This is a genomic window from Butyrivibrio sp. FCS014 (assembly GCF_000526935.1).
In the GTDB taxonomy this organism is placed as follows: domain Bacteria; phylum Bacillota; class Clostridia; order Lachnospirales; family Lachnospiraceae; genus Butyrivibrio.
Genome location: NZ_JAHA01000011.1, coordinates 1 through 20,941, shown reverse-complemented (window position 1 = coordinate 20,941; position 20,941 = coordinate 1). Strand labels below are relative to the sequence as shown.

The following is a 20,941-nucleotide window of genomic DNA, read 5'->3' as shown; positions in this document are numbered from 1 at the left end:
ACTATTGAAAGTGACAAAAAAAGGAATATAATAATCGTAAGGGCAGTAAAAAGGGAAGAGCGTTTCAGCACTTTTTTCTCTAAATAATGTCAAAGGTGATTAAAAAAGGAATTTGGGGTGGCTTCATGCAGCAGGATGAAAAAAGGGAACAGCTTATTGTAAGAAATAAAACTTACCAGAAGTCTAATGAGCTTATCAATGCCATGGGCAAAGGAACGGCACTGAGCCAGAAGCTCTTTGCCATCGGTATGCAACATATAGTTATTGACGAGACCAATAATGGCTGTTGCGACAATATACGAGGATCCGATTTAACGACAGATGTTTTAATATTCAACTCCAGGGTCATTATATTGAAACATATTGAGGCTCTCTGCGACAGCAAGGTCAAAAGGGACGTCAACTATTTTTGACTGGAACCTGACTGATGAAAGATAAAGAGAACGGTAAGACTTGAGGTTCATCAGGTTGTAACAGGACGCTCATTTTAAAAACGGTACTGTGTAAAAATCAGGTATAATAAATTCCCTTTACCAGATAAAATTGTCAACCTTCAAAAGGGTTATAAACCATTATCTCAGCCTGGAAGAGACGATCCAGCTTAAAGAGTGATATCATTTCGCTTAGATTTATATGAGATGTTTAATGTCTGCATATGATCGCAAAGAATATATTACAAAGATTTACACGGGGAGCCATATATTTGAGTTCATGACTTACGGAACTCAAATTAGATCTTGGGAATTATTAATTACCGGGGGGTCAAAAGAAATAAAGACTGAGCTTGAGAAAAAAATTCCTGATTATGACAGAATTGAGCTTCTGGCAGAGAAATCAGGGCAGACGATGTTACAAAGAATTATAAGATTTTTAATAGAAACGTACTGTCACCAGGTCAGAGACGAGCTGAATAAGAAAACATCACTGATCGTGGAATATGAGCCAATCAAAAAGCGGTAGAAAGACAGGTTGGGGTAAGATTTTTTGTTAATAAGAAGTCTGCAAGTAAGCAGGAAACCGGTAAAAACTCAGTGCTGAAGTTAAAGGATGAATTTCCTTGATGAATTAATATGAACTCATGCATGCAGATTTTAAACTAAAGGAAGTTCGTGAAATAGCAGAAGAAGCCGACTATGGACTGCGAAAGCATAAAACTTGACATACGAATATATGCAGGATTAATCCTACAACAATTGAAATTCCATGCTTTTATGAAGAGTTGCATTAAAAACAAGTATTATCTGAAAAAAGCTGAACTAAAAAGCCACCGCAAGGGCGGATTTATGGGATTTGAGCACCGCGAGAACTTAGACATGGATGACCTGGAGAAGATGCTTTTAGATAATTGATATATATTATATAACATATATCAATTTAATAATGGAGATTGTATGGAAAGAATAGTGGCGAAGCTTCTGATATATGGTGATTTGCCGGAGGATGAAATACTCCACGCCAGCTGTCAATGGTTACCGTGAATTATCATACTGGGGGGCTATAATAAGGAGAATCTGATAGCCAGGTGTTACAACAGATAAAGCGTCTTCCTTGGAACTGGGGACCAAGGTGTGTCGCTTTTGACCAGAATTTATTGGCACAATTATCTGACTTCATCTTCTTGTTATGGACGAGAATACCATTTTAGCCTTACCTGCGAGAAAGTTGGGAGTAAGGAACGGAAGTGTCCAACCACTTTGCAATTAATGATTTTTCGCACTTTCAAAGAGCCTGTTTGACCTTTGATTTTTTCAGAAATTGAAGAAGAACTGGGAATAGATTGTTTCAGTTGCATAACAAATTATAAAGCTATCGACAAGCCTGAACTTATGTATAACCGGGAATGTAAGCGAGAAAGTGAGAAAGACTCTCAGCGATGAACTTGAAGATTCGGGCTGATGAAAAAGAGTTTTTTTGACCGCGCGTTACATCTTTTTATAAAAGATATAGGGTGTCCGGTGCTTTTGGCTTGAATAAGGCTTTCCGCATAAGAGAGAGTGACTCCGGGGCAGGTTTTGTGTTTAATCCTATCAGCAATATGGACAAAGTCATGCCTGGATGATCTTGTGGCGTTACGAGATTCAGAGAAAAAAAAACTATAGATAATACCAAAGCGTTCATCCTTGGGCAAAAAGCCAACAATGTCCTTTTATTCGGAGACAGCGGAACAGGTAAAATCCACAAGCATTAAAGCGATTGTAAACCCAGTTTTACGGTGACGGTCTTAAGAATGATAGAAATTTATAAGCATCAGTTCAGGCTGTTATCACAACTTATAGCTCAGATTAAGAACAGAAATTACAAGTTTATTTATTTATATGGATGATCCTTTCATTTGAGGGAAGACGAAATAGACTATAAGTTCCTGAAAGCTGTTTATGAAGGTGGTGTAGAGACTAAGCCGGATAAGCATTCTTATTTATGCCACATCAAACAGAAGGCACTTGATTCGTGAGACATGGAGAGACAGAGCAATGATATGGACGGGCAGAATGCAGATATTCACAGATCTGATACCATGAGGAGAGAAGTCTGTCGCTTGGGCCAATCGATTCGGTGTAACTATCGGTTATTACAAGCCTTCAAGGCAGGAATATCACGACATAGTATCCAGAACTGGCGGAGCGCTATGGAATATCGATGCGGGAGGAAGAACTGTTTTATGGAGGCAGACAGGGTGGGAAATGAAACCAATGGAGGGCTGTCAGGAAGAACCGCACAGCAGTTTATCACTCATCCTTTTGGGGAATATATAAGATATAATAACATACATAGGATGTATAAGAATATATTTGATAAATAAAATCCAGGGATAACTTCCTGGATTTTAAGGATTCCATTTTAACGTTTGGACAGTCGAAGGCGCAGCCCTGTAGTGAATTATTGCGAACTTCACAGGATGCATTGCGGCATTCCCTGCATTTAAATGTATAATGATATGAGTATCTGATTTTGCAGGTCTTGCAGCAGAAGGGATTAGAACTGTTTCTTGCAATAAAAGATCGTCCGCACCCCATGCATGTGATCATTATATTATGGGCCATATCGCACCTCCTATATATAATTATTGCAGAAAACAAGACATATTCAATAAAAATGTAATAAAATGATAATAAAATATATGATTTTACGTAGCTGGAGAAGAACAGATGCATGAAATGAGCTATATTTCCCGTATGGTGTCTCTGGCCATAGAAGTTGCACAGGATAATAATGCTAAAAAAGTCAAAGAGATTGAGGTACTAATTGGCAAGACCAGTGGAGTTATGCCATATTATATGCACAAGTATTATCCTGATGCGGTTAAAGGAACTATCCTGGAAGGCGCAGAACTTATTTGCAGAGAGGTGCCGGTAAAGGCTCTTTGTGAAGAATGTGGCTGTGAGTATTTTCCAAACAAGGATAATAGATATTTTGTGCCCTGAGTGCGGAGGAAGAAAAGCACATATCATTGAGGGCAAAGGAGTAACACCTTAACAATGTTGTCATAGAAGGACTGAGAGGGAACATTATGAGAACGTTATATTTGGAATGTAAGATGGGGGTGCTTGCCGGTGGGACATGCTTGCGGCTTCACTGCTTGATCTTTTTTGAGAACAAGCAGGAATTAGTGGGCAAAGCTTAATGACATTGGTATTCCCGAAAGTAGAATATGTCCTTGAGGAAAGTTACAAAGTGTTGGGATAGTGGGAAGACATCTTTCCGCGCTTATAGAGGGAGAAGAGGAGCACGCAGAAGATGCATCTGATCATGAAAGCGGTCACAGTATAAAGGGTGCAAATGTGAATGAGGGCAGCTACCATCACGCGCAGCATACTCTCTACCGACATTGAAGAAATAATTGAAAACTTGAGATTATCAAAAGAGACCAAGAGCGATATTTCGTGGAGATATATCAGCTTCTTGCAGAAGCAGAAAGCAAGGTTCACGGACAACCCGTATCTGAGATACATTTTCATGAAGTAGGAGAGTTGGATGCTATTGCTGATATAGTAGCGGTGTGTTGTCTGATGCATGAACTTCGATTCCGGACAAAGTGCTGGTTTTCGCCTGTGAACGTAGGCGGAGGAAGCGTAAAGACCGCACACGGAATACTTCCGGTTCAGCTCCTGCTTACAGCAGAGCTGTTGAAAGAGATTCCAATATATTCATCGGATAATACAGGAGAGTTGTGTACACCTTACCGGAGCAGCACTGCTTAAGTATTTTGCTTTTGAAATTTTCATCCCAGCCTGTAATGAGGGGTAAATAAGATAGGATACGGAATGGGGCAAAAAGGATTTTTGCTCAGGCGAATTGTGGTTAGGGCTATCTTGGGCGAAACAAGTGAAGAGCTTGAACGCATTATCGAGCTGTCCTGTAATATTGATGATATGGACTCCTGAAGAAGTGGCATTTGCTACTGAAAGGCTGTTTGAAGCAGGAGCGGTCGAAGCATATACAATATCGATTGGTATGAAAAAAGAAACAGGCCCGGAGTATTTATTGGTTTGTATTGTGCCATGAAGACAGCAGAGATGCGATTGTTAAAACTATATTTAATCACACTACTACCATAGGAATCCGGGAGAATCTATGTAACAGATTTGTTCTTTCCAGAGAAGTAAAGACTGTGGATACGCCATACGGGGCAAGTCAGAGTAAAAAAATCCTACGGATATGATATAAAAAGAGAAAAGGTTGAATATGATGATCTGGCCGGGATAGCCAGAAGAACTGGCAGGTCGATCATGAGTCTGAGAAAAGAGATAAGAGGATATTATAAGAGAGTAAAAAAGTCTAAGCCGTAATCCGGCTTAGGCTTTTTTTGTCAAATATTCAGTTGGCAGATATAAGTTTCAATTTTTACCTGTGAATGCATCAGGGTGTCGTCGACTGACTGCTCTCCGCTAATATATTTAACAAGCTCTGCTCCAAAGACATCTTCAATCTGAGACCATTTGGCAGTCCTTGGTCTAACCGTGAATTATTTGTTCCGTTATAGATCTGCTCAAAGTAAGGGTATTGGGCAATGACTTTTTTGTCTTTAATATGCCTCTTCCTTGTGGGAATACCTCCGTAAACTAATGCTTCTCTCTGGACTTCTTCGCTGGTGAGATAAATGGCTAGCTGCAGAGCAAGTTCCGGATTCTTTGGAATTGCTGGTGACACCTATGAGCCAGTTACCAATCTCGCCTGTGGCGCAGGGGTCCGAGGATGGTGTTACCTTCCCGGGTATTGGGGCAATAGATGCAGACGGCCCGCTTCCTGTAATAAACCATGAGGGCCAGCCCAGAGCAATGGCAGCATCACCTTGCGAAATAGCGGAAGTAAGAGCGTTTTTATCATAATTTGCACCGGTGCCATATAGGCTTTTGAAAAAATACCAGGGCTTCTTTAGCCTTAGGCGAGTCTATTACAACCTTGCCGGTTTCATCGAACAATTCACCCCCGAATGCCCATAATATAGGGAGAAAGTCTGAAACGATAGGATTACCCGCCTGACCTCGTATTACGTATCCCATTTTTCCGTTTCTTTTTGCGTTTTGACAAATAGATAGTATATCGGACCAGTTGTCTAAACGGGGATCAGCTCCTGTAACAGTCTGATTATAAAAAATGAGCTGGACATTTCCTGAGAATGGAAGCGCATAGGTGGCGCCAAGAGGATATGGATCCTTTCCGAGAAGTCTGGATTTTTCCACAAAGTCTTCGTCATCAGAATATCCTAGCTGAGTGAGATTCCAAAGAACATTTTTTTCAATATATTCCCGGCATCAACGGATCATCTATCATAATAACATCGTACATTCCTTCGGCGTTATTTGCGTCATCAATGATAGTGTCTCTAAGTTCCTTGGCGTCAAGAGATACGATATTCACTATACAATTGTAATCTTTTTCAAACTTGAATTTTACGGCGCTTATGATTTCTGAATGAGATCCATCTCTGGCTGCGATAGTTATTGTGTTTTTTTGGCCGGCGCTTTTTCTGACTAAGACTTTGTGAATTGGCGCATCCAATCAACGATAACAATAAGATTAAAATGCATATAATCAATATTGCATTTTTCCTTTTTATCATATCTTCCTCCGATAAATCAGTATCCAGTATACCTGAATGATAGCATATCAATTTAATAAATGTGTTAAAAATTAGGTAATTTAGTATTAAATTTCGCATATCGTTTGTGAGAAAAAGTGTAATTATAGCACTAAATATATACGCTTTGTAGTATAATTATCATGGATAAATTCAAACATTATAACAACAAGGAGAATAGTATGCCGGCCAACAATAACGAAGGAAAGATAGGATATCTGCCGATGGTAGAGTTTGCTCCGAGTGATATTTTGTACATGCTTAAGGACTTACCGGATGCATGTTGTATTTTCAAAGTATTGACTGATCCGTTCGGTACAGTTAAAGATATGTTATTTTGTTTGCCAACGAGAAATATGCTGCCATGACAGGAACAAAGACAGCTGAGCTGATTGGCTCGACATTTTATAAAACAGTCAGAAATCATGATGAGGACTGGATCAAATTCAGTTATCAGGCTGCTATTTTGCGTCAATCATCCATAAACAGAACATATAACAGTCAACTGGATAAATGGTTTGACTTCTGGGCTGTTCCGGTTTATCAGAAAGGGTTTTGCGCCTTTATTATTCATGATGCCACTGCTGAGAAAAGAGATTCTGAAATCAGAGCCCGTGAATCTAATACCAATGAACTTGTGATTGAGTGTGCCAAAGCTGTGTCTACATCGGACTTTGGTAAAGGAATTAAAAAGAGCACTTAAGATTGTTGGTCAGGCCCTTGATGCTGATATGGTCTATGTTGTCAGAACTAATGGAGAGAAAGTTGAAAAAATGTATGAGTGGGTAAGCAAATCCTGCTCGACAGATCTGCCGGCCAGAAAGATGTTTGAAGAGTTTGAAATGGCCAGGATATTTAACGGCGTTCTAGGGGATAAAACAGTATTTTTCAGAGATGATATGACGGCGGTAATGGATACTCAGCCTGAGCTGTATTCAAAATACCTTGCAGGGCAGGTGTCGAGATATATGGTGGCAGCTTTGAAGGATAAAGAGGAGATACTGGGCTATCTTATTGCAGATAACTATTCCCTTGAAAAGCAGATTGAGACGGTTCGTGCAATGGAAACAATCGCTATGTTTGTAGGTACGCAGCTTAAAAATCAGTTGCTGAAGGATGAGCTGGTATTCCTGGGAAGTCACGATGCGCTGACAGGACTGGGTAACAGGCACGCGCTTAATAAAGCAATTATATCGCTTTCCAGCCAGACATCTCCGGTAGGAATATGTTATACAGATATAAACGGATTGAAATTGATAAATGACGAGAAGGGTCATGAAGCCGGAGACCAGATAATTATTGATATAGGAATGATGTTTGGGAGCATATTCAAAAAGAAGTATTGTTATAGGATTGGAGGAGATGAGTTTGTTGCAATCGTTCCGGATATAGAAAAAGAAAAGTTTGAAGAATTGATTGCTAAGATACTATTGAAGAATAGTAAGGAAGTCTCTCTTTCGGTAGGCTATGCCTGGAGTAAGTCTTCCAAAGGAATAAATGACCTTATAAAGAAGGCAGATGAGGCAATGTACAGAGAAAAAGCCAGTTTTCTATGAGGAACATGACAGACGACAGGTTAACAAACACTAGAGGTTAGTAATCTATGGACAAGAAGCTTATAGAGCAATATCTTATGGATGGTTTTACTCTTTCAAATGATGATCTTCCCATGGCCAATATGGAGTTCAGAGGCGAAAGAGTGATTGTTGTACAAGCCAATGAGGCCTATATTAATGAGCTAAAATCCATAGGAGTGCCTTCGCTCGAGGTGGCAGAAGGATTCTTTAACAGCGCAGAACATGGAGTTCACAAAAAATTCATTGAGTTTCGAGACAAATGTTTAAAGTCCGGAAAAGTAGAAACAATGGACTTTGTAATACGAGGCAAATATATCGAAATCAGCATGTACTGTGAAGAGGTTAAAGATAGCATACGATATGTTAAGTGTAAAGTTATCTTTTTTAACTTATCAGAGCATGACAGGTCCGAAGTCGAAGCTGAGAGAAAGGAAGCATTGCAGAATCTTTATTCTCTGTATGATTACATTAATGCTCTGGATCTTAACGGCAACAAGATCAGGAGGCTGTATAATTCCGTAGATAATGAATATAGGCTTGGAGTTTTATGATTTTGACTCTTACCTTGCCAATTATGCTGAAGCCCACATTCATCCTTCTGAACGAGAAGCTTTTCTAAATGATTTTGACAGAGAACAGATTGTACGGAGATTTCGAGAGTCAGGTAAGCGTTTTCTCATCTCTTTCTATAAAACCGCTTTGCTGGGGGATGATTACAAATGGAAGGCCTATATCATTATGCGGACGAACCTGGAAGAGGAAAATATGGTCTATTCATGTGTCCGAGGAGTGGATGCTTCCATGGAGCATGTACTTATCAGGGATGATTATGTCCGGCTCATAAATGAAATGCCTCTGGCCTATGGCATTTTTGAAGTTGATGGCGAGGATGTTGATAAAATATATGACATAAAATGTATGTTTGCCAGTAAAAAGTTGGATGAGCTAATGGGAGTTAAGCTGGCAGACAGCCCGGGGATATCTGTTTACGGAAAAGAGATAATGCATAATCCGGAGCTCGTGGAATATGTGTACAAAGCCGCATATAAGAATGAGAACGGAAAAGTGTCATATTTTGCAGAGCACAATGACAAGTGGGTTCTTGCCAATACAAGTCAAGCTGCGGGTAAGGGCAGATGCGCCGTCATATTTGAGGACATTACAAAAGAAAGACTTACCAGCGAGAGGATTGGACGAGAATGGAGAACAGATGACCTTATAATAGCCTGCACGAAGTTACTTCATGGCGGCCTTCCGTTTGATGAGGCAGTGGATGCGGTATTTGATAAGATAGGAAATTCCATTGGAGCAAGAAGGGTCTACCTTGTGGAAAGCAGGGATGACGGGAGTGTATATTCCGAAACTCATGAGTGGACAAGTGCATCTACCAAGCCGGCCATAACAGCTTTTCAGAATATGAAAAAGAGCGGATATGCTGAACTGGGAAAATGAGTTTGTTGGTGCAACAAGCCTGGTTGTAGACGATGTAGAGACATTAAAAAGCGGCCATAAAAAGATATATCAGATACTGAATGACTTTGGGGTTCACAATATTGTTGAGGTTCCGGTGTATGATAATGCTCAACTGGCTGCTTATCTTGGGTGCACTGATTATTCAAACAGTAAAGGCCTTGATGTCAGAGAATTGTTCGATACTATCTCCTATTTTATTACTGCCGAATATAACAGAAGAAGGCTGATGAGAGAGATCGAGAGAAAGAGCACCTATGACGGACTTTGCGATGTCAGAAACCGCAGCACGTTGGAACGCGCTATCCGGGTTTTAAAACATGGGGTTGATACTTCAGTTGGGGTTATATATGCAGATGCTAACGGCCTAAAGATAGTTAATGACACAAAAGGTCACGAAGCCGGAGATGAACTCTTAAAGCGCCTGAGCAATATTCTGGTTTCGCACTTTGGTGATGAATATGTATATAGGGCCGGTGGCGATGAATTTGTGGTAGTTTATCCTCATTCCACTAAGGCTGAATTTGAAAAGAGATATAAAGAGCTTGCAGAAGACTTTGGAAAGGCAGAAGACCTTTCGGTGGCGCTTGGAGGTAGCTGGACCGCTCATTCCGAAGAAGTATCAGAGCTGCTTAGGGAGGCGGATAAGAAAATGTACGAGGATAAGGCAAATTACTATAAAAAGAACAATCGAAGAAGGCCTAGATCCGATTAATAAAAAAACACCCCTTCGCCAGTCAAGGCGAAGGGGTTTGTCATCAGATACCTTATATATTATGCAAGAGAAGCAGTGATGATTGCCATTGAGTAAACCTCAATAGCATTGCATCCTCTTGAAAGGTCATTGATAGGAGCATTCAGTCCCAGAAGAATAGGGCCGTATGCCTCAAAGTTACCCATTCTCTGAGCAATCTTGTAGCCGATATTGCCGGCATTGATGTCAGGGAAGATGAAGGTGTTGGCATGACCTGCTACTGAAGATCCGGGTGCTTTCTGCTTAGCTACACGAGGAGAAACAGCGGCGTCAAACTGAAGCTCGCCATCGATAGGAATCTCGGGGTATTTCTCCTGAGCTTTTCTGGTTGCGTTCTGCATCTTTGTAACTGTATCATCCTTGGCTGAGCCCTTTGTAGAGAATGAAAGGAATGCAACCTTGGGGTCTACACCGAATCTCTGAGCGCAGTTTACGGTCTCTCCGCAGATTTCTACAAGCTCGTCCTCGTTGGGGTTGATATTGATGCCGCAGTCAGCCATCGCAATGACTTCGTTCTCACCGGTAGCTGAAGGACGAACAAGGATGAAGCAAGATGAAACGATGGTATTTTCGGGCTTGGTCTTGATGATCTGGAGCGCAGGTCTTACAGTATCAGCTGTAGAGTAGGTTGCACCGCCAAGAAGACAATCGCCAAGTCCCATCTTAACAAGCATTGTTCCGAAATAGTTGGTCTGCTTGAGAATAGGAATAGCCTTTTCGGGAGTCATTCCCTTGCTTTTTCTGAGCTCGCAGAACTCTGCAACCATCTCGTCGAATTTGTCGTAGTTTTCAGGATCGATTATCTCGGCGCCTCTGATATTGTATCCGGCATCTTCAGCAGCCTTGTTGATCTCGTCTACATTTCCGAGAAGAATGGGCTTAATGAAGTTTCCGGCAAGAAGTCTTGATGCGGCCTCGAGAATTCTGGGATCAGATCCCTCGGGAAATACAAGGGTTTTGGGGTCTTTTTTAAGCTTTTGAATCATATCGCCAAATCCGTACATTTATTTATCCTCCTTAATATGTATCAGACATTTGCTGCTTTGTAAGCGCATACATGCAAAAATGCGCAAGTCGTATTATAGAACAATAAATATTAAAAAAGTTTGATTTCGCTCAAGAAATCTTGATTGTTTTTTAACTAACATTTAAAATATTAATAAGAAGGGTATACTTATGGTATACAAGGAGAAAAGACTATGAATATGAATCCGATGATGATAATGCAATTACAGCAGAGAATACAGACTTTTCAGCAGGAACATCCTAAGGTTCTGCCTTTTTTGACTGCAATTAAAGATCATGCCCTTGAAGAGGGTACGGTTATAGCTATGAAAGTTACAACGAAAGATGGGCGAACTCTGGAATCCAACATCAAGCTTACGGCTAACGATATCGATACCATAAGAATGATGATGGATCCGGAGGGTCAGTGATCACAGGTTTTTAATGTATTGATCCCCTGACTTAACAAAATCGTATTTTTTCAGATATTCGCTGTTAAGGGTATCGGGGCCGCTATAGGTCACAGCCTTGATTCCCTGCCTTTGCAGCTGAGAGAATAGAAAGCTTCCAATGGAGAAGTCGCGATATTCGGGGGTTACATAATCCAGGCGGGTTTCAATAACAGAATTTTCGTCGGGATTTCTTTTGCCCACGTAAATGCCGCAGGGGGCACCTTCATGACATATAATGAAGGCAGTATTCGCATCGGAAAAGTCCAAGGACGTATTTGGGAAGAATTTGAGTATATCTTCTTTTAATTTATCAATTGTATAAGTAAAGAAGGAATCCACAGTTGAGACGGATACAAGATCGTAGCTTCTGGTGGATTCTTTTGTATTACTCATCTTAACCAGATGATAAATGTTGATGAGAACAAGGCAAAGGTTCATGATTGCTGTGGGATATGAATGGATGATGAAGGCATAAACAGTAAATATAATGCTTCCTATTGAATTCACTATCCTCAGCTTTACAACCGATACCATGAGAAAAGAAATCAGCACTAATGCAGATCCTGTGTATCCGATCGCTTCAATTATCATTTTATTTGTCATATCAATCCCTCTCGTAAGAACAGTTTTTACTATAATAAATGTTATCAGAATACATCTTTTTACGCAATTAGGCATGATAAGTGGATTGATAGATTGTTAATTGGGCTAGCGTAAAGTTTTTGTAGGATTAATTGAAAAAGGGGATTTCCTTCGTGATATAGTTATTTACGGTGTCCAAGCCAAAATAACCAAACGGAGGAGTCCCCTTGTGTTAAATAGTATACAGCATTTTATTGAGAATGGAGTACCAAATCTTCAGAAGGCATCAAAAGATTTTTCAGAGGATCCGAGAGACTTTGCAGGTTTCATATACAAGGTCAGGAATGAAGCGCTTCAGATGGCGTTGGATTACATTTCTGAAACCCTTACAACCTGCAACCAGATATTAAAAGACAGTCCTGTGAGAAAGGAAAGATGGGAAGTGGTAAGGACTGACGAGAAGTCTCTTATCACCTCAATTGGAAAGGTTATGTTTTCCAAGACACTGTTTAAGAACAAGGTGACTGGAGAACGCAGATATCTACTGGATGACATGCTTTCATTTGACCCTCATGAAAGGATGTCAGAAGATGCCATAGCACAGCTCTTATCAGAGAGCGTTCAGACCTCTTATCGTAAAGGTGGACAAGCAGCAAGCATCCTTGATGAGGTCAGCAAAGAGACTGTAAAGGATAAGATACATGCTCTCGAGTTCCCCAAGGAACAGAAAAGAAGAGGCAGAAAACGCAAGGTTGAGTATCTGTATATAGAGGCTGATGAAGATCATGTGTCGCTTCAGTTCCAGAAGGAAAAGGGGGATCTCCAGGTCAACCAGTATGGAAGAAAACTCAATGGAATGATAAACAAGCTTATCTATGTTCATGAGGGCATTGAAAAGGATGCTCCCAAGAGTACAAGACATCACCTTGTTAATGCCCATTTCTTCTGTGGTTCTTATGAAGGCAAAGCAAACAGTGAACTCTGGGATGAAGTCTACACATATATTGACAACAACTATGACATAAGCAGCATAAAGAGGATATACCTAGGAGCAGATGGTGGAGCCTGGATTAAGGCTGGGGGAAAAAGGATAAGTGGCATCACATATGTGATGGACGAGTTCCACCTCAAAAAATACCTGATAAAGATGACAAACCATTTGATGGATAGTGCTGATGATGCCAGAAAGCTTCTCTGTGAAATGATCAAGGATGGAAGTAAGGAAGATTTCCTGTCTGTGGTAGATATGCTTGAATATCATGCCTCAAACGACAAGGAAATGAAACGTGTGCAAGAAGGCGCTGATTATATACTTGATAACTGGTCTGCAGCCAAGACAAGGCTTAGATACAGGAGGATTCCTGGATGTAGTACTGAAGGTCATGTCAGTCATGTCCTGTCAAAAAGAATGAGCATGACTCCAATGGGCTGGAGTCGAAAAGGCGCTGATAAGATGGCAAGACTCAGTGCCTATACATGGAACAAAAGGGATATGCTGGAACTTGTGCGTTACCAGAAGACAGTAATGCCTAAGGCTGCTGGGGCAGAAGAAGTAGAGACTGTAGTAGCGCATGTAAGAGAAAAACAGTATTCCCATCCGGCGTGGGGAAAGTATGTCGATAGCATACAGGTAGAGCTTAGTTCAGAGCTGAAGAAGTGGATGAGCATCGGAATGCATAACTACATCTGGAAACTGTTCTAAAAGGAAGCCAGAGGCTGACGCCTCTGCCTTTGAATAAAGTGCGCCAGAGCGCACACCTATCCTTGATCTGCTTGACTACAGACCAAGGATTAGAATGACAGCCTTGAACTGTCCTCCAACCAGGCGCTATAATGAGTAAGGTTTGAACATCTGAACTGATCACAGGGGCAATCTACCCTTTCGAATCCTACAGTAAATTTACGCCGTCGTTAATTGGTAAAAAACTATGATAAAATAAAATACATGAAAATTCTTTTGCCATAGTGACGGGTAGTTCGTATAAATTTACAGAATACAATACAACTGCTTTTCACAGGAGGCGCATATGAACAAAATAGCAAGATTGTTTGATTATCAGAAATATGAATCCAATTCAGAACTAGCCGACATTATTAGTGATGTTGAGTCAAGATACCCCGACAAACGCCGGGCACTTTCGGACGATGAGCTGGAGTTTGTTGCTGCAGCAGGGATACCTGACCAGGCTGGGATGAAAGAACTAAGGCCCAAGGAGAAGAATAAGGCGGGTGTGGTATCAAACCCAATTATTCCCGACAAGAGGCCGTAAACACTAGGAGTTTCTAATGAGCGGGGCACTTTCCAAGGAAGAGATTTACCTACAGTATAAAGATAAGGTTTTTGCGTACATCAGAAATCACGTAAACAGTCCCGAGGACGCTGAGGATCTTTGTGCGGATGTATTTGTAAAGATATATCAGAAGCTGGATACTTACGACAGTTCAAAAGCAAGCATTTCCACATGGATCTATTCGGTGACAAGCAATACGGTTATTGATTTCTACAGGACTAATCACATCCATTCCGAAATACCGGAGGATCTGACGGATGAAAGAAGTACCGTAGAGGAAGAGGTCCTCAGCCAGGAGAACCTCTCACTTCTTGCGAAAGCTTTAAAAGATCTGCCTCAGGAACAGATGGATATCATAGTTCTTAGGTATTACAAAGGATATACTCTCCAGGAAGTGGCAGAGCTTATGCATCTGTCTTATGGAGTGACCAAGCTAAGACATAGAGAAGCGCTGGGCAGACTCAATGAGATGCTGGCGTCATAATAACAAGTATTGCACAAGGAGGGGTCATGCGTTACGTTCAATCTGAGCATATCAAAATTGCCAATCTTGAAACCAAGATGGACACAGCACAGGAGCTGATTGAGAACTATATCTTTGATGTGGGTCTAAAGGGAAAAGGTGCTCTTAGGCTTAAACTGTTGTCTGAAGAGGTACTCAGGCTTGCAAAGTCTATTATGGGATATGGATTAATGGAGTTCTGGGTAGAGGGAAATTCCAGAGTTTCATACATATATCTCACAGCAGATAATCATATCGACAAGTCCAAACAGGAAGAGTTGATTTCAGTATCGACTACCGGCGAGAACAGCATGGAACAAGGCTTTTTCGGAAAGCTGGTGTCCATGTTCACAATGGAAGCTCCGGGAGCCGAGAAATGGTCTCTGAAGGATTATGAGGAAGAACTGAGGCACAAAAAAGAGGAAGACAAGTATTCACAGGAAGCATGGGCAGATCTGGAGAGATCGCTCGTTGCTAAACTGGCTGATGATATTGAGGTGGGTATTAATAAGGATAAGATAGAGATGAAGGTTACCAAGGATTTCTCCGAGGCCCTAAGTGCTATCGGTTCCAGAAAGCCCCAAACCCAGACAGAGTATACTTTTATCGAAAGTACCAAGCTGGATGAAGCAAAAACTCTGGAAAAGGGCGATGACCTTATAGAAAGCCTGCAGCTTTCCCCGAAGGATACGCTTCATATGAAGCTTCTTTTTGAGGAAACCCTGGGAATGCTAAAGTCTATGACTATGGACTATCATGCTGAAGTCTGGTTCGAGAAGTATAAAGAAGAATGTGCTTTAAGGTTAACAGGCAAGACAGAGATGGATGCCTCCAAAAAGGACAGTCTTCTGAAAATCGCAACAGACAAGGAAAACACATCTGTACATGGCTTTATGGGCAAGGTAAGCGATATTATCGAGAATAGCCTTCTTAACTATTCAGAAGTTATGAGTTTACAGCAAAAATATGGCGGCGGGTACGTAAATTATGGTACCATGGGTATGTACGGAAGCGTAGAAGGAATGGCTGATTCCGGTATTATGTGGTCGTTATACGAGTATAAGGACGCGCTGACGGATGCCCTGGATGGTAATGACAGCGCAAAAGAAGCCTGGGATGAGTTGGAGAAGTCCATCGTAGCTAGTCTTGCGAAAGACGTCCTTGTGGGTGTTAAGGGCGATCGAATAGATATAACAATAGTTTATGACCTTAATTCATGAATCTTATTTAGAGAGGAGACACTTTTATGACTATCAACAAAATTGCAAACGGAAAAGACCTTACAGTAGCGTTGGAGGGAAGACTTGATACTACAACTGCTCCACAGTTGGACGACGAGCTTAAGACAGCTCTCGAGGGAATAGAGAAGCTTGAATTTGATTTCTCCAAGCTGGAATACATCTCATCTGCCGGATTGAGAGTTCTTCTCTCAGCTCAGAAGGTGATGAACAAGCAGGGTAGCATGGTCATCAAGAATGTAGGCGAAGAGATCAATGAGATCTTTGAAGTAACCGGATTCGTCGACATCCTTACAATCGAGTAAAACAACCCAATAAGCAAGAGGCCTGGCCTTTTGCTTATTGTTTTATAGGACTGATTGAATGTCAAAAAGTATTTTTTAGAGAGGGAAATGAGGAATGAAAGAATCTTTGCAGAATGTGTTTATCAGAATATGCGCGGTGCTATTGATAGCTTGCGTAGTCGTGTCCAGTATTACAGCGGTTCAGATCATCAGAGTATATGCTGAAGAGGGCGGCGATTATCCGGAGAATACTATTGAGGAAACTGTTCCGGAACCTGTTACAGAACAGGAGGTTACTGAACCTGAGCCTGAGCGTCAGCAGGAAGAACAGTCAGATCCGTTTGATAATTATGATTTGACCTGCTATACACCAAATGTGGATTTTGGCAGTGTGTATCAGGGAACCAGCATAAGCGATAAACAAATAGGTATAGTTAACATCGGTCTTACAACTATACCGCTTACTTGGGAAGAATTTGATGAGAGTACGGCTTTTGACGTTGCTCTCGTAAAAGGGGAGAGGGATCTTGAGCCCGGAGCAACAACGACATTTTCAATTAAGCCCAATACGAATCTTCCTGCAGGTAAGTACACTGCAAAGTATCAGTTCTTTTCACTTAACGATTACAGGCGACATCACAGAGCGGAAGTTCTTGTAACAATGACCATTAAAGCAAATGAGCCATATGTTTCAAGCGTCGATATCACTCCCGGTTCAGTTTCGCTTCCGACAGGAAAGAGCTATAAATTTCAGGCTGCTGTTTCGGGTGGTAATGGATATAATGAAGCCGTTGTATGGTCAATAGCCGGACAGCAGAGTACCGGTACTACTATAAATGGTGATGGACTTCTTCAGATAAGTAGTGATGAAACATCCGGTTCTTTTGCGGTCATAGCTACATCTGTTCAGGATTCATCAGTAACGGACAGTGCCATCGTAACTATAAGTGCAGTAGATCATTATGTATATGTTGGCGCAAACCCCTCTGAGGGCGGAGCTGTTGCCGGCGGAGGAGCTGTAAAAGACGGCGGAAGCTGTACTATTTCCGCATCTCCCAATAATAACTTTAATTTTGAAGGGTGGTATGAAGGAAAGGCTCTTATTTCAAATGCAAGGCAGGTTACCATTTCAAATATTAAAGAAGACAGAAATATTGAGGCTGTTTTTTCAAGAAACACTTGTTATGTAAGAACATCAGTAAACATCGGGGACGGTGGAACCATTACAGACAGTGCCAGCGTACCTTATGGCGGAAAGATAACGCTTACCGCCAAAGCAAAGGCAAACTATTCCTTTGAAGGTTTTGTAGAGAATGGCAAGACCATCAGCAAAGCTTCTTCATTGGAGCTGAATAATATTACAAGTGACAGGAACATCCAGGCTGTATTCAGCAGGGATAAATGCAATGTTAATGTATCGGTTTATCCTCAGGATACAGGAAAATACGAAGGTGCAGGCACCTATAACAAGGGAACTAAGGTTGAACTCAGAGCACAGGCATATGATGGATATGAGTTTACAGGATGGACCATAAACAGTCAGGTTGTATCGAGGGATGCCAAGTATACTATCAATGAGATTAAGAGCGACATAAATGTTGTTGCAAACTTTAAGAAGAAGAATGCCACGACATATAAGCTGGTTTCCGGCATTACCAATGCGGGAGGATCCATCATACCAAGCGGCGATTATTTGGTTCCTGAGGGGGCAAGTCTGACTTACAACATGGTTCCGCAGGCTGATTATAACATATCTGCTGTTATTATTGACGGAAAGAATATAGGTGCTGTATCTAGCTATACTTTCAACAATATTCGCGGCGGGCATACCATTACAGTAAGCTTTGAGAAAAAACCTGCACCCGCACCGCAGCCTTCCTCTAAAAACTCTCAGACTGCTAAATCGGCAACAACCAAGAAGGCAGAGCCTGTCCAGAAGACAGAATATAATGAAAAAACTGCTGCAGAAGGTGCTGTTCCCGAGCAGCAGATCATTGATGCCGAGGTTCCGAAGCAGGATAGTCTTGAGGGCGAGGAATATGACGAGGATGTTTATACGCCGGCAGATGAAAGCCCGACAACAGACGGCACCATCGTTACAACAGGCGTAATGGCCAAGCATAATCTTGACGAGGAAACCGTTAAGAGACTTATCAGGGATGACGCTGTATATCCTATGCTCAGAGAGGCATTTGAAGACGGAACATTGCAGATAACAATCAATAACTCTTATGCGGAAAATCCTCAGGAAACATCGGAAGAGCTGTATTACAGCAAGCCGACACTGCTTAATTTTGAGCGTGTAGTTGCTGAGACGCTCTCTGATGACGAGAAGTTTGCTGTGCTTACCGGTACGCCAATATCCTTTTAATGTGGATATCAGCGAGAATTCCGAGTATGTTGATACTTCCATTAAGTCGGCCATGCAGAAAGAAGGTTGGATATAAGGCAATCACCTATTTCGACTTCCTTATCATGAAGACAAGCGACGGAACATCATCGATCATCAATAATACTGCAGCGGAGCTGGAGGTTATGATTTCCGATTCCTGAAGAGTATCAGAAGGCAGGAAGAAAGTTCTGTGTGCTCAGATATTCATAATGGATCTGTAGATATACTGGATGATATTGGAACAGATGACCCTACAACCATTACATTTAAGACAGGACAAATTCTCAGAATATGCGATTGCATATGAGGCGATTAATATAAATAAACTGATCATAAGGTTTGCGATAATTACATTTATAGCACTTGTTTCTTGCGGTTATCTGCTTTGCTGCTCTGGTTTCATATAGGAGATCACTTAGAAAACAACGCAGATTATCAAAATAATGTTACAATAGAAGTGTAATTATGTAAAAAGGAAGCAACATGAAAATTTCGTTTGACTTAGATGAGGTTTTGTTTGTTTCCGCCGGACAACTTTGAGGTGGAGCCGGAACTCCGGTTCCCCCTCAATAGAATGTTCCCTGAACGGTTAAGGAAAGGAACGGTAGAGCTTATCCATGAACTTCAACGACGGGGGTTTTGAAGTGTGGGTATATACCTCTTCTTTCAGGGACTGAAGTTTATATAAATGCACTTTTTAGGCATTACAATATTCACTTCGACCAGATTGTCAATGGATATAGACACAAAAGAGAAGTTCAGGGAGAATCGTGATGTTACTTTGCCGCAGAAAATGCCAAGCCACTATCGAATATCGCTTCACATTGATGATGAAGAGGTAGTTCAGCAGAATGCCAGAAGTTATGGCTATAGAGTCCTGAGAATATGTGATCCGGACCCGGATTGGGTACAGAAAGTCCTGGATGAAGCTGAGCGGGTGCGCAAAATAGAAGAAAATAACAATTGATATGTTTGTGAGGAGCAAAAAACAGGCATGACAGAAGACGAGATCGAGAAAGATTGCTGGTTTTTGGTGGAGTTGCTGTTTGAGAAAAACGGCGCTGTACCGCTGGATATTAATGAAAAGAAACCGGGAAAAGTTTGGGCTTAGGCGACCTTTAAGTATGGCGATAAATTTTACCGTGTTGATCAGGCGAAAGTTCGAAGAGGACAATCGCCCGTACATGGTTATCAGCTGTACCGACAATGAAAAGTATGCTCAGATAGGAGTTAATGGATGATATAGATGCGCTGGGGCTTTGACATGTCGGAGGAGGTATTGGATCGGCAGGTCCGGATCGCTTTTGGACTTGAACGGATGCGGATAATGACTGACGAATAATAAGTGACCTGTAGGTGAAATATGCTTACAGGCCCTTGTAATGCCTGGACAGATAAAGTGAAAAGAAGAACAAGGCCAACCGTTTCAGTGATGTGGTAGATAATGGATGTCCAGACTATACCGACTTTCTCGACCCATAAGGTTTTACGGTCTGCATCTGCAATACCGCAAATGAAATGAGGAAAAGAGCCAGAATCGCAAATGAAGACCAGTTTTCATGGCACGGTCATTAAGAAAGATTCCTGTCATGACGACACCCAGAAGAATTGCCCGAGAGCATCTCAAAGATATTTAAAGCCGTGGGTTCATGTTATATAACATCACAAAAGTGCCATCAGTAAGGCTGGAGCTTCCGGAGAGGGCATTCCATCCAACATTCCGATGAAACGGCGATACATTATGGATGTAAAAACGTAAAGGCATTTCCGCTCCAATGAAAATAACAGCCCAAAGCTGCCTGCAGGCGGTTTAACTGAAGAAACAGATAGGGATGCGATTTTGTCCCCCAAGAAACTCCTTCTGGAGTTCTCCCATACTTGTCTCGATCCTCCTTTGGAACGGTGTTTGATGTAGTGGTTGAGTTTTTTCCATGAATAGTAGAAAATAAAAGCAGTGACAATAATCTGTATTCCGGAAATTGCCAGCTGACAGTTCCATAAAATGGCATCCAGCATGTCCGGAGAGCTGTATTGGCGGCCTCTTAGAATCAGCCTCAAAGCAAATTCCAGAAAGGCAGCCAGTATCTTTACAAGTGCAACTCCGAGGATTGCGTTTGACAATATATGTTTTCGAACATTTATATACATAATATGAACCTCGCTTATTCCATTAAGAATAGCATAAACACATCTAAAAGCCTATTAGGAGCTAATGTATGAAAGAGATTAACATTGTTGCAAAAGTAGATAATCTTGACGATGTACTTGCCTTTATTGACGCTGAGCTGGAGGCAATGGATTGCCCTATGAAGGAG

29 protein-coding genes and 1 pseudogene are annotated in these 20,941 nt (G+C 41.4%); 25 read left to right on the top strand and 5 right to left on the bottom strand.

What is annotated here, in order from left to right:
- The first annotated feature begins 125 nt into the window (after positions 1–125).
- From T456_RS0111535 to T456_RS22485, 11 genes and pseudogenes are all read left to right on the top strand, one after another.
- Positions 126–413 carry a hypothetical protein gene (locus T456_RS0111535; RefSeq protein ID WP_155838087.1) on the top strand — a complete coding sequence of 96 codons (288 nt, stop codon included), beginning with the start codon at positions 126–128 and terminating at the stop codon, positions 411–413.
- A 232-nt stretch (positions 414–645) separates the two neighbouring features.
- Entirely contained in the window at positions 646–960 is a 315-nt protein-coding gene (locus T456_RS0111530; protein WP_024866272.1) for a hypothetical protein, read from the top strand.
- A 173-nt stretch (positions 961–1,133) separates the two neighbouring features.
- Positions 1,134–1,349 (top strand): hypothetical protein, encoded by a 216-nt coding sequence (locus T456_RS0111525; RefSeq protein WP_024866271.1) that lies wholly within the window; start codon positions 1,134–1,136, stop codon positions 1,347–1,349.
- Between the two features lie 746 nt (positions 1,350–2,095).
- A complete protein-coding gene (locus T456_RS24095) occupies positions 2,096–2,188 on the top strand; it encodes a DUF815 domain-containing protein (protein WP_334291126.1) in 93 nt (30 codons plus the stop codon).
- Between the two features lie 214 nt (positions 2,189–2,402).
- Entirely contained in the window at positions 2,403–2,519 is a 117-nt protein-coding gene (locus tag T456_RS24090) for a DUF815 domain-containing protein (protein ID WP_334291125.1), read from the top strand.
- A 140-nt stretch (positions 2,520–2,659) separates the two neighbouring features.
- Positions 2,660–2,800: an ATP-binding protein gene (locus T456_RS23170; RefSeq protein ID WP_242835948.1), complete on the top strand. Its 141-nt coding sequence runs from the start codon at positions 2,660–2,662 to the stop codon at positions 2,798–2,800.
- A 346-nt stretch (positions 2,801–3,146) separates the two neighbouring features.
- Entirely contained in the window at positions 3,147–3,422 is a 276-nt protein-coding gene (locus T456_RS0111515; RefSeq protein WP_024866270.1) for a hydrogenase maturation nickel metallochaperone HypA/HybF, read from the top strand.
- Positions 3,423–3,881: 459 nt separating this feature from the next.
- Positions 3,882–4,382: pseudogene (larC, locus tag T456_RS23370) on the top strand (nickel insertion protein).
- Positions 4,366–4,503 carry a nickel insertion protein gene (gene larC, locus T456_RS24350; RefSeq protein ID WP_442855976.1) on the top strand — a complete coding sequence of 46 codons (138 nt, stop codon included), beginning with the start codon at positions 4,366–4,368 and terminating at the stop codon, positions 4,501–4,503. Before larC (T456_RS23370) ends, larC (T456_RS24350) begins: the two are co-directional and overlap by 17 nt.
- Positions 4,493–4,660 carry a nickel insertion protein gene (gene larC / locus T456_RS24345; protein WP_197026889.1) on the top strand — a complete coding sequence of 56 codons (168 nt, stop codon included), beginning with the start codon at positions 4,493–4,495 and terminating at the stop codon, positions 4,658–4,660. Before larC (T456_RS24350) ends, larC (T456_RS24345) begins: the two co-directional genes overlap by 11 nt.
- 490 nt (positions 4,661–5,150) lie before the next feature.
- Positions 5,151–5,327 carry a hypothetical protein gene (locus T456_RS22485; protein ID WP_155838084.1) on the top strand — a complete coding sequence of 59 codons (177 nt, stop codon included), beginning with the start codon at positions 5,151–5,153 and terminating at the stop codon, positions 5,325–5,327.
- Here T456_RS22485 and T456_RS0111490 read toward each other — a convergent pair.
- Both T456_RS0111490 and T456_RS23365 read right to left on the bottom strand, forming a co-directional pair.
- Complete coding sequence (locus T456_RS0111490; RefSeq protein WP_081749084.1) at positions 5,322–5,741, bottom strand: extracellular solute-binding protein; 420 nt, start codon at positions 5,739–5,741, stop codon at positions 5,322–5,324. The genes T456_RS22485 and T456_RS0111490 overlap by 6 nt on opposite strands.
- Positions 5,737–5,859: a hypothetical protein gene (locus T456_RS23365; protein ID WP_278246920.1), complete on the bottom strand. Its 123-nt coding sequence runs from the start codon at positions 5,857–5,859 to the stop codon at positions 5,737–5,739. The genes T456_RS0111490 and T456_RS23365 overlap by 5 nt, the downstream gene beginning before the upstream one ends.
- 584 nt (positions 5,860–6,443) lie before the next feature.
- On the opposite strand from T456_RS23365, the gene T456_RS23160 reads away from it, so the two are divergent.
- The 5 genes from T456_RS23160 to T456_RS0111455 all read left to right on the top strand — a co-directional run bounded on the left by T456_RS23160 (position 6,444) and on the right by T456_RS0111455 (position 9,841).
- Complete coding sequence (locus T456_RS23160; RefSeq protein WP_024866264.1) at positions 6,444–6,782, top strand: hypothetical protein; 339 nt, start codon at positions 6,444–6,446, stop codon at positions 6,780–6,782.
- A 121-nt stretch (positions 6,783–6,903) separates the two neighbouring features.
- Positions 6,904–7,635 (top strand): GGDEF domain-containing protein, encoded by a 732-nt coding sequence (locus T456_RS23155; RefSeq protein ID WP_242835946.1) that lies wholly within the window; start codon positions 6,904–6,906, stop codon positions 7,633–7,635.
- A gap of 47 nt (positions 7,636–7,682) precedes the next feature.
- Positions 7,683–8,207, top strand: coding sequence for a hypothetical protein (locus tag T456_RS0111465; protein WP_024866262.1), 525 nt, complete (start codon positions 7,683–7,685; stop codon positions 8,205–8,207).
- A 214-nt stretch (positions 8,208–8,421) separates the two neighbouring features.
- On the top strand, positions 8,422–9,108 hold the full coding sequence (locus T456_RS0111460) for a hypothetical protein (RefSeq protein WP_155838083.1): 687 nt from the start codon (positions 8,422–8,424) through the stop codon (positions 9,106–9,108).
- Positions 9,089–9,841 (top strand): GGDEF domain-containing protein, encoded by a 753-nt coding sequence (locus tag T456_RS0111455; protein ID WP_024866260.1) that lies wholly within the window; start codon positions 9,089–9,091, stop codon positions 9,839–9,841. Before T456_RS0111460 ends, T456_RS0111455 begins: the two co-directional genes overlap by 20 nt.
- Before the next feature lie 59 nt (positions 9,842–9,900).
- Here the strand turns inward: T456_RS0111455 and pta are convergent, their stop codons facing one another.
- On the bottom strand, positions 9,901–10,884 hold the full coding sequence (pta, locus tag T456_RS0111450) for a phosphate acetyltransferase (RefSeq protein WP_024864938.1): 984 nt from the start codon (positions 10,882–10,884) through the stop codon (positions 9,901–9,903).
- Between the two features lie 195 nt (positions 10,885–11,079).
- Here pta and T456_RS0111445 point away from each other — a divergent pair, with 195 nt between their 5' ends.
- The gene (locus T456_RS0111445; protein ID WP_051464962.1) at positions 11,080–11,316 is read left to right on the top strand and encodes a hypothetical protein; all 237 of its coding nucleotides are present in this window, start codon (positions 11,080–11,082) and stop codon (positions 11,314–11,316) included.
- Here the strand turns inward: T456_RS0111445 and T456_RS0111440 are convergent, their stop codons facing one another.
- Complete coding sequence (locus T456_RS0111440; protein WP_081748974.1) at positions 11,317–12,015, bottom strand: YgjV family protein; 699 nt, start codon at positions 12,013–12,015, stop codon at positions 11,317–11,319.
- 133 nt (positions 12,016–12,148) lie between these two features.
- On the opposite strand from T456_RS0111440, the gene T456_RS0111435 reads away from it, so the two are divergent.
- From T456_RS0111435 to T456_RS23150, 8 genes are all read left to right on the top strand, one after another.
- Positions 12,149–13,621 (top strand): ISLre2 family transposase, encoded by a 1,473-nt coding sequence (locus tag T456_RS0111435; RefSeq protein WP_024864352.1) that lies wholly within the window; start codon positions 12,149–12,151, stop codon positions 13,619–13,621.
- A 325-nt stretch (positions 13,622–13,946) separates the two neighbouring features.
- Positions 13,947–14,189 carry a hypothetical protein gene (locus T456_RS0111430; RefSeq protein ID WP_024864931.1) on the top strand — a complete coding sequence of 81 codons (243 nt, stop codon included), beginning with the start codon at positions 13,947–13,949 and terminating at the stop codon, positions 14,187–14,189.
- A gap of 16 nt (positions 14,190–14,205) precedes the next feature.
- The gene (locus tag T456_RS0111425) at positions 14,206–14,694 is read left to right on the top strand and encodes an RNA polymerase sigma factor (protein ID WP_024864930.1); all 489 of its coding nucleotides are present in this window, start codon (positions 14,206–14,208) and stop codon (positions 14,692–14,694) included.
- Positions 14,695–14,720: 26 nt separating this feature from the next.
- Positions 14,721–15,932 carry a hypothetical protein gene (locus tag T456_RS0111420; protein WP_024864929.1) on the top strand — a complete coding sequence of 404 codons (1,212 nt, stop codon included), beginning with the start codon at positions 14,721–14,723 and terminating at the stop codon, positions 15,930–15,932.
- Between the two features lie 26 nt (positions 15,933–15,958).
- Positions 15,959–16,255 (top strand): STAS domain-containing protein, encoded by a 297-nt coding sequence (locus T456_RS0111415; protein ID WP_024864928.1) that lies wholly within the window; start codon positions 15,959–15,961, stop codon positions 16,253–16,255.
- Positions 16,256–16,349: 94 nt separating this feature from the next.
- Positions 16,350–18,605, top strand: coding sequence for an InlB B-repeat-containing protein (locus T456_RS0111410; RefSeq protein WP_024866259.1), 2,256 nt, complete (start codon positions 16,350–16,352; stop codon positions 18,603–18,605).
- Positions 18,606–18,631: 26 nt separating this feature from the next.
- Positions 18,632–18,787: a hypothetical protein gene (locus T456_RS22480; RefSeq protein WP_155838082.1), complete on the top strand. Its 156-nt coding sequence runs from the start codon at positions 18,632–18,634 to the stop codon at positions 18,785–18,787.
- Between the two features lie 572 nt (positions 18,788–19,359).
- Entirely contained in the window at positions 19,360–19,593 is a 234-nt protein-coding gene (locus T456_RS23150) for a hypothetical protein (protein ID WP_242835944.1), read from the top strand.
- 695 nt (positions 19,594–20,288) lie between these two features.
- On the opposite strand, the gene T456_RS0111385 is transcribed toward T456_RS23150, so the two are convergent.
- Positions 20,289–20,774: a hypothetical protein gene (locus T456_RS0111385; RefSeq protein ID WP_024866258.1), complete on the bottom strand. Its 486-nt coding sequence runs from the start codon at positions 20,772–20,774 to the stop codon at positions 20,289–20,291.
- Between the last annotated feature and the right edge of the window lie 167 nt (positions 20,775–20,941).